We start from the raw sequence: 12,830 nt of genomic DNA on the forward strand, positions 1-12,830 counted from the left end.
CTGCGGAGTCATTCCGACCTTCCCTAAAGTTACCCTTGGGCTCGTTGCTATGAACGCGCATCACAGGGGGAATCTCATGAAATCGCGAACCACTGCCTTACCAATCATACTGGCGGCATCCGCGCTTGCCGGTTGTGGCGGAGCCACCACCGGCACGATCGCTACCGCACCTTATGCCGACGCCTATCAGGCTACCTATGCCAGCGCTGCCGTCGACGTCATGTCCAAGGTGCTGGTCAACACGGGGGACACCATCGAGGGCGGTGCCGCGCCGGTGAAGACGATCTTCGACACCCCGGATGATCGCCTGGATGAGCCGCAATCCGTGAAGATCGAAAAAGCCGATGACGGCTATATTCTTCACGCCGCTGGCGAGACCGTGGAATTCACAAGCACCGAACTTCATCCCGACGGCTACTATGAGCTGATTGAAAAGAATATGAATGGGGACGACCGTACGATCGGCTACTTTTTCCCTGCCTTCGGCACGCTGGCGGATCTGGAGGCTAGCGATACTGCGATGGTTCCGCTTGGCTATGGTGTCCGGGTAAAGGATGGCAATGCTCCTGCCACGGCTGATGACGCGGACGGGTTTTCCGAGGGCTATACGATTGTCGGCCTTGAAACCGATCCCTCCCATATGCCGACCACCGGGTCGGCAACCTATGAGGGCGACGCCCGCATCGAAGCCTACGTCAAGAACGCCGATTACAACATCGACGAGCCCAGCCGTGTGCGCTATCGCGGCACGACGAAGCTGAACGCCGATTTCGGTGCCGGCACGGTGGCAGGCAATATCGTTCTGAAAGACAGCCGCGTCAGCCACACTCAAAGCGGCAACGGCGCCGTCAACGATATCTCCGCCAATGGCGCCGAGATCGCCCTTGGCCAGGCGGACATCATAGACAACGGGTTCTCTTCCGAACTCACGGCCAATGCCGCTGCTGCGGCACAGATGGCCGCCGACGGCATCAGCGACGATACGGAAGCCACGGCGGTGGGCCGTTTCTACGGCACCGATGCCGGCCAGATCGGTGCCATTGTGGGTGGCGAGGGAGCGAGCCACGTAATCACGGGTGTCCTGGCCGGAGAGCGAACGCCTTAGCGCAAATCCCAGAAACGCAGGGATCGACTTTACGCCCTGGTGAGCGGGCCGGTGTTGCCGGTCCGCGTGGCGGTGGGGACCGTGGCGATGGTACGTAGCACGGTGATGGCGCTTGTTCTGGCCGTCATGGTTTCGCCGGCGCTTTCGCGTCCTAGCGACGATATCGACCGGTATATCGCGGTGGGCCGGATCGGTGAGGCGGGGGCGCTGGCGGCGAGATTTGCCGCCGAGGACGCAGGGAACAGATGGCTCCTTGTCTATGTGCGAGGCTATGCCTGCCTGGCGCGCGGCGATGCGGTTTGCGCAGAGTCCGGGGCGCGGCGCATAATCGCCAGTGAACCCGGCAATGTCCGTGCCCGCCATCTCCTCATCAACGCGCTTCTCGCGCAACAGCGCCACAAGGCGGCCGTCTTCCATATCCGCAGGAACCTCGCGCTGATCCGTGATCCGGCGATCGAGCGGCAATACCGGGAGGCGCTGGCCGCTTACCGCAGGCGCAACCCCGATTTCGGTGCATCCATATCGCTCACGGCGATGCCATCCAACAACGTTAACCGGGGTACTGGCCAGGACACGATATATCTCAACGGCCTGCCGTTTCGGGTCAGCTCATCGAGCCGTGAAGAGAGCGGTGGCACGGTTACCGGATCGCTCACTCTTTATCGACGATTCGCCGTCGGCGAGGCCGTCGACCTGATCGTCGCCGGATCCGGTACGGTTGAAAAGGCGGTGGAACACGAAGGCGGTGACATCTACACTTTCGCCCCGAGTGCGCAACTCCAGTTCGATGTCGGCGGAGCCCGCCTTTCGATGGGGCCTGTCGGCGAGGTGCAGTGGCGCCACGACGCGCTCTTCGCCTATCGCTGGGGCGGGGCGGTGTCGACGGCTCGAGGCATCTTTGACAATACGGATCTCAATCTGTCGTTGCGCATGGAGGCCCAGCGTTTCCCGGACAACCCCTACCTTGACGGGTGGCGCCTCATCGGGCGGGCCGGGGTCCGTCACCAGGTTTCGTATGGGCTGTTCGCGAACCTGGGCATCGAAGGAAAGCGCGAATCCACCGAGGCGGAGCATTTGTCCTCCAATATGGTCGAGTTCAGCGCGGGGCTGGAGAAGTACTGGAGGAACGGGTTCTATACCGACATACAGCTGGATTTCGGCATCAGACAGTATGATACCGCCGGCGTCCTTTCAACCGATCCGCAGCGGGACCAGCTCTTTCGCATTCAGGCCGGCGTGGCCCATGAGGCCATCAGCCTGTTCGGCGTGATGCCTTATGTCGGTTACCGCTATACGAAGAACGATTCCAACTTATCGTTGTATTCTTACGAAAGTAGCGATTTTATTGTCAGTGGCCGCAAACGTTTTTGATGCCGCTGGGGGCAGTGGGCCGGCTGGCAGCCGGGGTGCAGGGGTTGAGGGGAGTGGATCGGGACAGGATCAAGAAGGCACTCGAAGGGTGCTATGATGCCGCGATCGAGCCTGAGCTCTGGTCGGGAGCAATGCACGAGCTTGCACTGGCCGCCGGGGCCGCCGCGTCGATGATTTTTCCCAAGGACGTCAATGAGGCTGCGGCAACCATGCCGGCGTCGCCTGAATATGTCCCCTTTCTGGAGGAGTATGTTAAGCACGGCTGGTACGACAATCACTACCGGTCCGAGCGCGGCTGGCCGCTTCTGGCGAAAAAGCGCGTCATTCTCGAGCACGATCTTGCAACGGACGAAGAACGCAGGAGCCTTCCCCATTACAACGATCTTTACCTGCGCTGGGGTTATTCCGGCTTCGCCGCAGTCGCCTTTCTTGTAGAGGGCGAGCCGTGGTGCGTTCCATTGCTCCGCTCCAAACGCCAGGGCTTCTTTTCACCGGATGAAGCCCGGCAAATGGAGGGCCTGTCAGAACATTTCTCACGCATGATGCGCCTGTCCCGTTTTGCGGAGGCGGCACGCACGAATAGCGCGTTGGAAACTTTCGCCACGCAGGCCAAAGCGGCGGTTCTACTCGGCCGCAACAAGAAGGTGCTGGAGCTCAACAGGTCTGCAGAGGCGTTGCTGCCGGGCTGCGCGCCCGATCTGGTGATCCGGGGCGGCATGCTGCGCGCCGCCGAACCTCCCGTCGACCAGAGGCTCCTTTCCTTCGCCGATGCGTGCCTCGCAGCTTCGACCAGCCGCAGTCCGCTGGTTCAGCCGCCGCTCATGCATGTTCCCCGGCGTGCCGGGCGTCCCCTTATGCTCGAGGGCCTATCGCTGCCGTTTATGGCGCCGACCATGCTGTCCCCGGCGGTTGCGCTGGTGGTGATCCATGATCTGGAGGCAAGGCCGCGGCTTCGGGCCGGCCATATCGCGCATCTACTCGGTCTAACGGAGGCCGAGGCGCGGTTGTGTGAGGCACTGATGTCGGAGGCGCCGCTGCGGGAGGTTGCCGAGCGGCTCGGAATAACCATCGGCACAGCGCGTCAGCGTCTCAAATCCGTCTTTCACAAGACGGATACCCACCGGCAGAGCGAGCTTCTGCTTCTCCTTTCCAAGATTCCGCCGAAATAGGATGATCGCGCGACGGGGCAGTTGTAGGCGGTTGTCGTGGGCGACGCGCCTTCTCATCATGGGGACCGGTCCGCTTTCCGTCAGCCCTTGTGCGCCAGCATCTGGCGGGCGCTTTCCTCGTCGGTTATAAAAACGGTGGGCTCGATCAGCGACATCGCGCCGATGAGCGCCGGGATCTTTTCGGCTCCGCCAGAGGTCAGAATGCGCAGCGGTGCGCGGCGCAGCCGGTCAATGTCGACCGACATGCCCAGATCGTTGACCGGATGATCGACGAGACTGCCATTTTTGTCGAAGAAGTGGAAAAGAAGGTCTCCCACCGCGCCCTTGGCTGCCAGTTCCTCGCGCTGGGCCTCGCTGAGATAGCCGCCGCGATAGAAGGTGGTGGCGGAGGCGATGCCGCCTACCGAAAGGATCACGGCATCGAGCACATCGGCCATGGCGAGCACGTCCTTAAGGCCGCACCGTTCGATCAGGGCGCGCTTGGTCTCGACGCTGTCGACAACGGCGGGGGCGGGGATGAGATAGCCGTCGCCCTGGAAGATCTGGGCGAAACGCCAGGCGAACTCCGGCGGGTTGAACTGACGCGCGACGCCCACGCCGCCAAGCAGCGAGATAACGCGGAAGTCAGGAAGTGGGCGCGCTCTTATATAGGGGAGGGTGCTTGAAAGCGTTCGTCCCCAGCCGACGCCGACGGCCATGCCCTGTGTCATCGCTTCCGAAATGAAGCCGCCGGTGGCCGCGCCTATCACCGGAATGGGATCGGCCTGCGGGTCGGTCAGCGGCGCCACGATGGCCTGGTCCAGCCCGAAACGCTTCTCCAGCGCGCGCTCGATGCGCGTGATCTCGGCCAGCTCGCCCTCGATGCTGATCTTGACCTCGTTGCGCGCGCGCGCGTCGGCCAGCATGCGCACCACGCTTACCCGGCCGATGCCAAGCACCTCGGCAATCTCGTTCTGGGTCATCTGCTCAACGAAATACATCCACGCCGCGCGGGTGCGGATGCGGTCTGTCTTGGAACTGCCCGTCACGCCCTGTCGGGAAATCTCGGCATCATGATCAGCGAGCTTTGCTCGACCGGAGGCGTGCTTCTTGTTCCGGACCTTGTTCATTCGCGCACCCTGTGCTTCCCCTCGGCAATGGACGGTGTAAAATCGAAGTATCAATGACCCGGAGCAAAGCAGTGATCAACCTGTCCGGTCAATGCTGTACACGCAAACAACGGTTGAAGCGGAGTAATATCATATGCTGAGACCTGTCACGGGAGAACGGCTTGCCGCCTTGCCTGGTGAGGCGGTCGCGGGCACCAAGGATGGGCTTCGCGACGTGCGCGACTTCATCCGCGCGCATAGGCACGACAGGCTGGAGGACCGTCGCGTGCCGATATTGGGTAGCACACTGCTCGGGGTCGTGGCGCACGCGGTCAGCCTGGTCGACGATACGCTGAACCTTGCAGAAGAGACTGTTCGGTCGGTACGACCGCCGCATCTGCGCGAGAACGCCGGTCTGCGCGGTTTTGGCCACTATCTGGTGGTCGAGGGCATCGCGCGGCTGGCCGCCGAGCGTGATTTTCGCCGCGACATGTATGCGGCCGCGAAGCGCAGTGCCGCGTTTTTCGGGTTGCATGATGCACCCCTGCGCGAGGCCGTCTTCGCCTCAGCGCTTGTCCGGGTGCGTGGGCTCAGCCATGCGGGTTCGCGGAATTTCCGGTCGCGGTCCGAGGTCGCACCGCTGGCAGCGGCCATGCTCATGGAAATCCTGTCGGCGGACCGGAGCGCCACCCATTCGTCCGGCCAGGAGCTTAACGCCTCCGTCCGGCTCTATGCCCCGGCGGTCCTCGCCGCGGCACTTGCTAGCCTCAATCCCCAGATCGTGGGTGAGATCGATCTGACGGAGGTCGGCCTGTTCGCCGTCGAGGCGCGTGCCGAACGGATTGCGTCAGCTCTGTCGGGGGAGAATCCGCGCGAGGCGCTTACGCAGGTTTTCGAGGCGCTTCTGTCGCATCTGCCGTAGGATTTTGTCGGGTCGGCCGTGGCCTACGAAGCCGCCGCCTTTTCCAAAATCCCCGATACCTGCTTCTTCACGGCGAGGATCGAGGCCGGGCTCATGGAAAGCTCGGTCAGGCCCATGTCCAGGAAGCGGGGAATGAGGTCAGCGCGGGCTGCGGCCTCGCCGCACATGCCGATCTCGATCCCGGCTTTTTCCGCAGCCTTTGCCGCTTGCCCGATTGCCGCCATCACGGCGGGGTGGCCGGCATCGTTCAGCGCCGACACCGAGGGACTGAGCCGATCGGCCGCCATCACATACTGAGTGAGGTCGTTGGTGCCAACCGAGAAGAAGGAAACCTCGGCGGCAAGCTCATCGGCGGCGAACACGGCCGCCGGCGTCTCGATCATGATGCCGAGGGCAAAATCGCCATGCGGCACACCTTCCGCTGTCAGTTCCTTGCGGCATTCCTCGATCAGCGATCGGGTGCGGCGCACTTCACCGACATCGGAAACCATGGGCAGCATCACTTTCAGATTGCCGTTGAGGGCGGAGCGAAGCAGCGCGCGGAGTTGCGTCTTGAAGATGTCGGGACGGTCGAGGCACATGCGGATGCCGCGCCAACCGAGAAAGGGATTGTCCTCTTCGGGAAATTCGATGCCGGCAATCGGCTTGTCGCCGCCGATATCGAGCGTGCGAACGATGACAGGGTAGGGCGCGAAGGCGGCGGCGAGCGTTCCGTAGGTCTCGGCCTGCATGTCCTCCGAGGGCAGGTGCATGTGGCGCATGAAAAGCAGTTCCGTGCGGAACAGGCCGACGCCCATCGCGCCGGCTTGTCTGGCCACCTCGATTTCATCGAGGGAACCGAGATTGGCGGCTATATGGATCGGCGTACCGTCGGCGCGTTTCGGCTCGACGTCTCTGTACGATTGAAGGGCGGCGCGCTCGCGGTCGGCCTCGGCCACACCGGCTTCCAGTTTCCTGCGGGTTTCCGCGTTGGGATCGGGAAAGACGAGGCCCCTGCGCCCGTCGATGCCGATCTGCCGGGCCTGCCGCCAGTCGTGGACTTTGTCGCCGGCGCCAAGCACGGCGGGAATCCCATGGGTGCGAGCGATGATGGCCACATGGGAGGTGGCGCCTCCATGGCCGCAGACGATGCCGCCGATGCGCTTCAACGGCGCGCGGGCAAGGTCCCAGGCGCCAATGTCCTCGGCAAGCAGGACCGCGCCATCGGCGATGTCGTCCAGCCTTGCCTCCTCCTCGCCCAGCAGCGCGAGGCAGATCTGCCGGGCGACGGATTCGACGTCCTCCGCCCGCGCCTTCAGATAGGTGTCGTCGAGCTTTGCGAAATCGCCGGCGATGCCGGAAGAGGCGGCGATGACGGCGGATACCGCGTCGAGGCCGGCGTCGATGGAGCGCTCCGTCGCCGCCTTCAATTCGTCGTCGCCGGCGATATCGCGCAGCGCCTGGATAATGCCGCGGTCGCTCGCTGGCACGTCGCCTGCGGCAAGCGAAGCGTCCAGCCTGGCCTCGACGGAAGCGACCGCCTTGGCGAAACGCTGCTTTTCGTCCGGTATCTGATCGGCTGAAAGGGTCTTCTGCTCCGGTTCGATTCGTGCGGGGAAATGGGCAAAGACCGGCCCTAGCGCGATGCCCTCGCTGGCGCCTACCGCCTGGAACGCGCCCGCCGGCGGGCCATCAGCCGCTTGCGACGGGATTGCCATGTCCGTGGGAACAATATCCGTGGCGGTGGGCTCTGCACCCTCCTCGGTGCCCGAAAGCGGGTTCTCCAGATAGGCCACCAGAGCTTCGACAGCCTCGGCGGCGTCTGCCCCCTCGGCGCTTACCGTCACTTCGTCGCCCTCCTTGACGCCGAGCAGCATGAGCTTGACCGAGCTCTTGGCGCTGACGGCCTTGCCGCCCTTGCGTATCTGCACGTCGCTTTCGAAGCTCTTGGCAAGCTTGACGAAGCGGGTGGCGGGGCGGGCGTGCAGACCTTCGTGCACTCTGACGATTGTCGAGCGTTCCATGGGTGCGATCTAGCTCATTTTTTCGGGCAAGTCCTGGCGCAACGCCGGGCTTTGCTTTTCCTGGGCCTGTTCCGGCTATTCGCCGATGGTGATCTCGGTGCCGCTGGACAGTGCGGCGACAAGGGCGGCGGTATCCACGACCCCGGCGCAGATTTCACCCGGCCGTTCGGCGGCGGCAGCACCGTTGAAGGAGATGACGACATGTCCGATGTCGCGCACCTTTTTCCAGGCCGTTTCGCCGACGGCGGTAATCGTCGTGTCGAGTGCTCCGATGCGGATCGGGGTGCCGGCCTCGGGCTGATTATCGGCGGGTCCGTCCACGCTTTTGTGGAGAATGGAAACCTCGGCAAGTTCCTCCGGCGCGCCGTCGGCGAAGAGGATCACCACGCCCCCTTCGGCCAGGTCGGCCACTTCGGGACCGACGGCTGTTATGCGCGTCTTCAGATATACCGTCATGGACTACACTCCACCATTGTTCTTGAAGATCTGTGCGGCGGCGTTGCCGCCGCACAGGGACGTTCTAGAGTACGGCCAGGCTTACAGCCCAGGCAATCAGCACCGAGACCGGGCCCATGATCTGGCGGCTGATAAGTACCGCCGGGACGCCGATCTCAATGGTCTTGGGTTTGGCCTCACCCAGCGCCAAGCCGACAGGCACGAAGTCGCAGCCGACCTGCGTGTTGTAGGCGAAGAGCGCTGGCAGGGCCATTGCCGGGGCTATGGTGCCGTTTGCTATCTGCGGACCGATGATGGCCACGCCGATGACCTGCGCGATCACCGCGCCGGGGCCGAGCACCGGCGACAGGAAGGGCAGGCCGCAAATGGCCGATATGACCAGGAGGCCGATGATGTTGTTGGCGAGCGGCCCCATCGGCTGCGCGAGCACGTCGCCGATGCCGGTATACAGGATAAGGCCGATCAGCATGGTCACGAAGGCCATGAAGGGCAGCACGTTGCGGATAACCTGATCGATCGTCCGCCGGCCGGCATTGAAGAAGATGCCGACCACGCGGCCCATCACCCGGCCGATGCGAGAGATGAAGCCGACCAGCCCGCCTTCCTCCAATGCAGGGGCAAGCGGTGCGGATGCTGCTGCCTGGCCCGAAAGAGGCTCTTTCGTGCCCGCCGCCACCGCCTCTGCCGAGCCTTCGGCCAAGGCGATGTTTTCCGGTTTCACGCCGGAGACATAGATGTCCTCGGTGATGAACTGGGCAAGCGGACCGGCCTGGCCGACCGGTGTCAAATTGACGGTGGGGATTCGCTTGCGCGGATAGACGCCGCAGCGGGCCGTGCCGCCGCAATCTACCACGACCACCGCCATCTCGCCTTCCACCGGAGGCGCCTTGAAGCCGTCGACGGCTTCGGCTCCGGTCATCTCGGCAATCTTCTGCGCGACCGGGTGGATGCCGCCGCCGGTGACGGAGACGATCTTGTTGCGCTCCATCGTCGGCTGGATGACGAGCGGGCCGCCCCAGCCGCCTGCGCCCTTGGAGATTTTTACCGGCTTGTATTCTTTTGTCATTTTTCCCTCCCGGCCTTAAAGCTCGACGCCCTGGCGGCGCGCCATGATTGCGGTGATGCGCTCGGTCAGGATGCCCTTGAGCAATATGACGAGAAGGCCCACAAGCGCGTACCAGATCGCCACCGTGATATGGTAGCCGCCGGGCACGACGCCCCGGTTTTCAAGCTCCAGGAGCGCGACCAGGATGCCGCCCCAGACGAAATACTCGCCCGGATTGATGTGCGGGAAGAGACCCAGCGGCGGGTGAACGTAGGAGACCGCCGCGTCGTAAAAGGCCGGCTTGTGCTTTTCCTCCAGGAAGGTCCCGAACGTGTAGGCCATCGGGTTCGTCAGGAAGAAGACCGCGAGCACCGGCAGCACGGTATAACGCGTGAGTGCGATGCGGCCCGCGCTGCGGGCAAGGCCATGAACCCGCTGCTCGCCGACCAGCTCGGTAACGGCGTAGAAGGCGGTCATCAGCACCACCAGCGTCGGAATGATGCCGGTCACGAAGCCGGCAAAGACCTCGCCGCCCTTCTGGAAAATGCCGATGAAATACTTGCCGGCGTTGGTCAGCCAGCCAAGCTGTTCCTCCTGCTGAACGTTTTCGAGCCTTTCGCGGAACTCCTCCACCGAAATGTCGCCGCCGGCCTGCGCCAGGACGATCAGGTCGTTGCCGGCGCCCTGCATCGCCTGTTTGCCGTGCAGCGCCGCGTCGCCAGCCAGCGCGCCTGCCATCTGCAGGTTATGCGCAGCCAGATCGGCGTGCTGCGCCAATAATGATACGAATGACATGTTCCCTCCTCTCGTCGCCCCCGCCCTGAGGGCCGTTGAACTTCCAGTTCAGGCCGTCGCTTGCACCGCCGGCATGTTCAGCACGGGCTCCTCACCCATTTCGATACGCCGGTCGATCTGCTGGACCGCCTGGGTCACCGCTGCCTTCACGCCGGGGTTCTTTTCTCCGAAGATGGCCGGATCGGCGCGCAGCCGATCGAGCGCTATGCCCTCGAAGCCTTCATTGCGCTGGAATTTCGTGAAAACCGACCAGCCCGACATGGTGAGCAGCCGGCGCACCTTAAGCTCCGGCGAAACCACGACGATGGCGATCGCACCCTTCTTCAGCCGGCCGTGGAAATTGCCGGTGCCGATATAGCCGTCATCGTATTTTCCGGTGATGCCTTTGAAGACGTCGGCATAGTGGCGCATCTGCAGCCAAACGCCATAGGACTGGAGCGCCCAGACCACGCCCAGAAGCAGCAATCCCCATTGCCAAATTGCCATTAGGCACCTCCTCCCGAAGCCCCTTCGATTGTGTTCGTCATGTGACGGTCACATCAGGATTAAGAACATTTGTTTTTTCAAATGTCAATTTGTATAACAAGCCGCCTGCCGGTTTGTTGGATTCTTCCACCGGCATGATAAGTTTGACGAGGCTGCGAAAGCTACCGCCTCCGAGGAGAAGCCTGTGGACCTGGATTTCAAGGATGAACTGGCGCTAATGCCCGACCTGCGGCACCGGCTGCGGCAGTTGCGCTGGTTCAGGGCCACTTTTCGCGCCAATGCGCGCGCCGTCGCAGCCCACTATGGCGTATGCTACACGATCGACGAGACACGGTTGAGTCGGGTCTTTTTCGATTGGGTGGAGCGCGTCGACGCGCGCAAGGAGTTCGCCCGGCTCGACCGTGCCGACTTCATCGTCTTCTCAGCCGGGCTGGCGCTGGCGGAACTGATCCGCAAGGCGCCGGCAACGGTCGTGCGCGGCGCCGATGATGTCCAGCAGCATGATCCGGCTGCCGAAATCGTGCGCTTCTGGCCAGAAGGCTTCCTCTACACCAATTATTGCGTCTGTGCGATTGCCGCGCTTTTCGAGCAGGAGTTCGGCGCTGCGCCCCGGCTCGACCGCTGCGCCGGCGATTTGCGTACCTGGTGGTCCTATCGCGAGAACGTCGCGGAACTGCCGTCCTATGCGACCGCCTATCTCGACCGGTTCCTGGGCGGAGAGCCCAATTGGGTTGCGCCGGACCTTGTCGAAAGCCGCGTGGCGATGAAGCAGGCTCGCGCCATTCTCGACGCCGGCGGAAAGAACGGGCTTCCGGGCCTTACCCATTCGGGATAAACGACTTCGTCGCTCCACCCGCCCAACCTCTTCCGACAAAAGCGAGAACGCCATGGCCGAGCGCCTCATTATCCTTGACTGCGACGGTGTCCTCGTCGACAGCGAGCCCCTGGCAGCGGAGGCCTATGTCGAGGTGTACCGGCGGCATGGCCTGGCCATCGGGCCCGAGGCGGTGGCCGCATGCGTGGGCATGAAGCAGGCCGACATCATCGAGAAGATCGGCGCGGAAACGGGCCAGCGGCTTCTGGCTGCCGGCGAGGCCGATCTGTGGCCGGTGACGAAGGAGCTGTTCACGCATAGGCTGAAGCCGGTCGCGGGCGTGATCGACTTCCTTAGCGTTCTTTCGGGGCCGCGTTGCGTGGCGTCTTCATCGTCGCTGGAGCGGATCCATCACAGCCTCGCCGTCACCGGGCTGGCCGGGCTTGTGGGCGAGGGCATCTACTCCTCCTCCATGGTCGCGCGGGGAAAGCCGGCGCCCGACCTGTTCCTTCACGCCGCAAGCAAGATGGGGTTCGATCCGGCCGATTGCGTGGTGATCGAAGATTCACCCTTCGGCATCGAAGGGGCGATTGCCGCCGGCATGACCGCCATCGGCCTGACCGCGGGCGGCCACAGCTATGAAGGACATGCCGAAATCCTGCGCGACGCCGGCGCCGACGCGGTCTGCCCGAGTTGGGAAGACGCCGCACGGGAACTGATGGCACGTGGGTTTGTGGCGGAGACGGTGCGGGCGGGGTAGGCCGTTAGCGGTGCTGTGGCCTTTGACACAACAGCAACCAGTGTCTCCCGAGTTGAGCGGAGGGCATATCAGGTCTGCCCAGAACTCATCATGCCATGAAACGCAACGGTGGCGCTAAACCAGCATCGCCATGGGGTTTTCGATCAGCTTCCTGAAGGCGGCCAGCAGTTCGGCGCCGAGCGCCCCGTCGACGGCGCGGTGGTCGGTCGACAGCGTCACCGACATCACATTGGCCACCGCCAGTTCGCCGTTCTTCACCACCGCCCGCTCACCGCCCGCGCCGACCGCCAGGATGGTGGCGTGCGGCGGGTTGATGACGGCGGAGAAGTCCTTGATGCCGAACATGCCGAGGTTCGACACCGCCGTGGTGCCGCCCTGATATTCCTCCGGCTTGAGCTTGCGGTTGCGGGCGCGCGCGGCCAGGTCCTTCATCTCGTTGGAGATCGCCGACAGGGTCTTTTCGTCGGCCCGCCTGACGATCGGCGTGATCAGCCCGCCGGGGATCGACACGGCCACGCCCACATCGGCATGCCGATGGCGCACCATGTTGGCCTCCGTCCACGACACATTGGCGTCCGGCACCGCCTTGAGCGCCAGCGCCATCGCCTTGATGATCATGTCGTTGACCGACAGCTTGTAGGCCGGCTTCTCGCCATCGCCGCTCCCGACCATCGGCGCCGCCTCGTTGAGCTCCTTGCGCAGCTTCAGCAGCGCGTCGATCTCGCAGTCGAGGGTCAGGTAGAAATGCGGGATGGTGGTCTTGGCCTCGACCAGGCGCCGGGCGATGGTCTTGCGCATGCCGTCATGGGGCACCAG

13 protein-coding genes are annotated in these 12,830 nt (G+C 63.5%); 6 read left to right on the plus strand and 7 right to left on the minus strand.

All coding sequences use genetic code 11. The features are described from left to right. Positions 1 to 76 precede the first annotated feature (76 nt). The 3 genes from N1058_RS10675 to N1058_RS10685 are packed head-to-tail and all read left to right on the plus strand — an operon-like array spanning position 77 to position 3,645. The gene (locus tag N1058_RS10675) at positions 77 to 1,105 is read left to right on the plus strand and encodes a transferrin-binding protein-like solute binding protein (RefSeq protein WP_265517489.1); all 1,029 of its coding nucleotides are present in this window, start codon (positions 77 to 79) and stop codon (positions 1,103 to 1,105) included. Positions 1,106 to 1,144: 39 nt separating this feature from the next. Then, a complete protein-coding gene (locus tag N1058_RS24125) occupies positions 1,145 to 2,476 on the plus strand; it encodes a surface lipoprotein assembly modifier (protein ID WP_265517490.1) in 1,332 nt (443 codons plus the stop codon). Continuing rightward, positions 2,476 to 3,645 (plus strand): helix-turn-helix transcriptional regulator, encoded by a 1,170-nt coding sequence (locus tag N1058_RS10685; protein WP_265517491.1) that lies wholly within the window; start codon positions 2,476 to 2,478, stop codon positions 3,643 to 3,645. The genes N1058_RS24125 and N1058_RS10685 overlap by 1 nt, the downstream gene beginning before the upstream one ends. 80 nt (positions 3,646 to 3,725) lie before the next feature. Here the strand turns inward: N1058_RS10685 and N1058_RS10690 are convergent, their stop codons facing one another. Then, positions 3,726 to 4,754: a sugar-binding transcriptional regulator gene (locus N1058_RS10690; protein WP_265517492.1), complete on the minus strand. Its 1,029-nt coding sequence runs from the start codon at positions 4,752 to 4,754 to the stop codon at positions 3,726 to 3,728. A gap of 133 nt (positions 4,755 to 4,887) precedes the next feature. On the opposite strand from N1058_RS10690, the gene N1058_RS10695 reads away from it, so the two are divergent. Next, on the plus strand, positions 4,888 to 5,655 hold the full coding sequence (locus tag N1058_RS10695; protein ID WP_265517493.1) for a hypothetical protein: 768 nt from the start codon (positions 4,888 to 4,890) through the stop codon (positions 5,653 to 5,655). A gap of 23 nt (positions 5,656 to 5,678) precedes the next feature. On the opposite strand, the gene ptsP is transcribed toward N1058_RS10695, so the two are convergent. The 5 genes from ptsP to N1058_RS10720 all read right to left on the minus strand — a co-directional run bounded on the left by ptsP (position 5,679) and on the right by N1058_RS10720 (position 10,440). Beyond that, positions 5,679 to 7,658 carry a phosphoenolpyruvate--protein phosphotransferase gene (ptsP, locus tag N1058_RS10700; protein ID WP_265517494.1) on the minus strand — a complete coding sequence of 660 codons (1,980 nt, stop codon included), beginning with the start codon at positions 7,656 to 7,658 and terminating at the stop codon, positions 5,679 to 5,681. Between the two features lie 75 nt (positions 7,659 to 7,733). Continuing rightward, positions 7,734 to 8,114, minus strand: coding sequence for a PTS glucitol/sorbitol transporter subunit IIA (locus N1058_RS10705; RefSeq protein ID WP_265517495.1), 381 nt, complete (start codon positions 8,112 to 8,114; stop codon positions 7,734 to 7,736). A gap of 64 nt (positions 8,115 to 8,178) precedes the next feature. Continuing rightward, complete coding sequence (gene srlE / locus N1058_RS10710; protein ID WP_265517496.1) at positions 8,179 to 9,180, minus strand: PTS glucitol/sorbitol transporter subunit IIB; 1,002 nt, start codon at positions 9,178 to 9,180, stop codon at positions 8,179 to 8,181. Between the two features lie 15 nt (positions 9,181 to 9,195). Then, entirely contained in the window at positions 9,196 to 9,954 is a 759-nt protein-coding gene (gene srlA / locus N1058_RS10715; RefSeq protein ID WP_265517497.1) for a PTS glucitol/sorbitol transporter subunit IIC, read from the minus strand. A gap of 48 nt (positions 9,955 to 10,002) precedes the next feature. After that, positions 10,003 to 10,440 (minus strand): transcriptional regulator GutM, encoded by a 438-nt coding sequence (locus N1058_RS10720; RefSeq protein WP_265517498.1) that lies wholly within the window; start codon positions 10,438 to 10,440, stop codon positions 10,003 to 10,005. A gap of 184 nt (positions 10,441 to 10,624) precedes the next feature. Here N1058_RS10720 and N1058_RS10725 point away from each other — a divergent pair, with 184 nt between their 5' ends. Both N1058_RS10725 and N1058_RS10730 read left to right on the plus strand, forming a co-directional pair. Further along, on the plus strand, positions 10,625 to 11,275 hold the full coding sequence (locus tag N1058_RS10725) for a hypothetical protein (protein WP_265517499.1): 651 nt from the start codon (positions 10,625 to 10,627) through the stop codon (positions 11,273 to 11,275). Positions 11,276 to 11,327: 52 nt separating this feature from the next. Then, positions 11,328 to 12,014, plus strand: coding sequence for an HAD family hydrolase (locus tag N1058_RS10730; RefSeq protein ID WP_265517500.1), 687 nt, complete (start codon positions 11,328 to 11,330; stop codon positions 12,012 to 12,014). A gap of 114 nt (positions 12,015 to 12,128) precedes the next feature. Here N1058_RS10730 and N1058_RS10735 read toward each other — a convergent pair. Beyond that, on the minus strand, positions 12,129 to 12,830 hold a 702-nt coding region (locus N1058_RS10735; protein ID WP_265517501.1), incomplete at its 5' end, for a 2-oxo acid dehydrogenase subunit E2.

Source organism: Nitratireductor luteus (assembly GCF_026162365.1).
Lineage (GTDB): Bacteria > Pseudomonadota > Alphaproteobacteria > Rhizobiales > Rhizobiaceae > Chelativorans > Chelativorans luteus.

Bases quoted from the DNA above. Each gene is read 5' to 3' on its own strand.
- N1058_RS10730 (WP_265517500.1), top strand. From the start codon at position 11,328: ATGGCCGAGCGCCTCATTATCCTTGACTGCGACGGTGTCCTCGTCGAC.
- N1058_RS10685 (WP_265517491.1), top strand. From the start codon at position 2,476: ATGCCGCTGGGGGCAGTGGGCCGGCTGGCAGCCGGGGTGCAGGGGTTG.
- N1058_RS10675 (WP_265517489.1), top strand. From the start codon at position 77: ATGAAATCGCGAACCACTGCCTTACCAATCATACTGGCGGCATCCGCG.
- N1058_RS10690 (WP_265517492.1), bottom strand. From the start codon at position 4,754: ATGAACAAGGTCCGGAACAAGAAGCACGCCTCCGGTCGAGCAAAGCTC.
- srlA (WP_265517497.1), bottom strand. From the start codon at position 9,954: ATGTCATTCGTATCATTATTGGCGCAGCACGCCGATCTGGCTGCGCAT.
- N1058_RS10695 (WP_265517493.1), top strand. From the start codon at position 4,888: ATGCTGAGACCTGTCACGGGAGAACGGCTTGCCGCCTTGCCTGGTGAG.
- srlE (WP_265517496.1), bottom strand. From the start codon at position 9,180: ATGACAAAAGAATACAAGCCGGTAAAAATCTCCAAGGGCGCAGGCGGC.
- ptsP (WP_265517494.1), bottom strand. From the start codon at position 7,658: ATGGAACGCTCGACAATCGTCAGAGTGCACGAAGGTCTGCACGCCCGC.
- N1058_RS10720 (WP_265517498.1), bottom strand. From the start codon at position 10,440: ATGGCAATTTGGCAATGGGGATTGCTGCTTCTGGGCGTGGTCTGGGCG.
- N1058_RS10705 (WP_265517495.1), bottom strand. From the start codon at position 8,114: ATGACGGTATATCTGAAGACGCGCATAACAGCCGTCGGTCCCGAAGTG.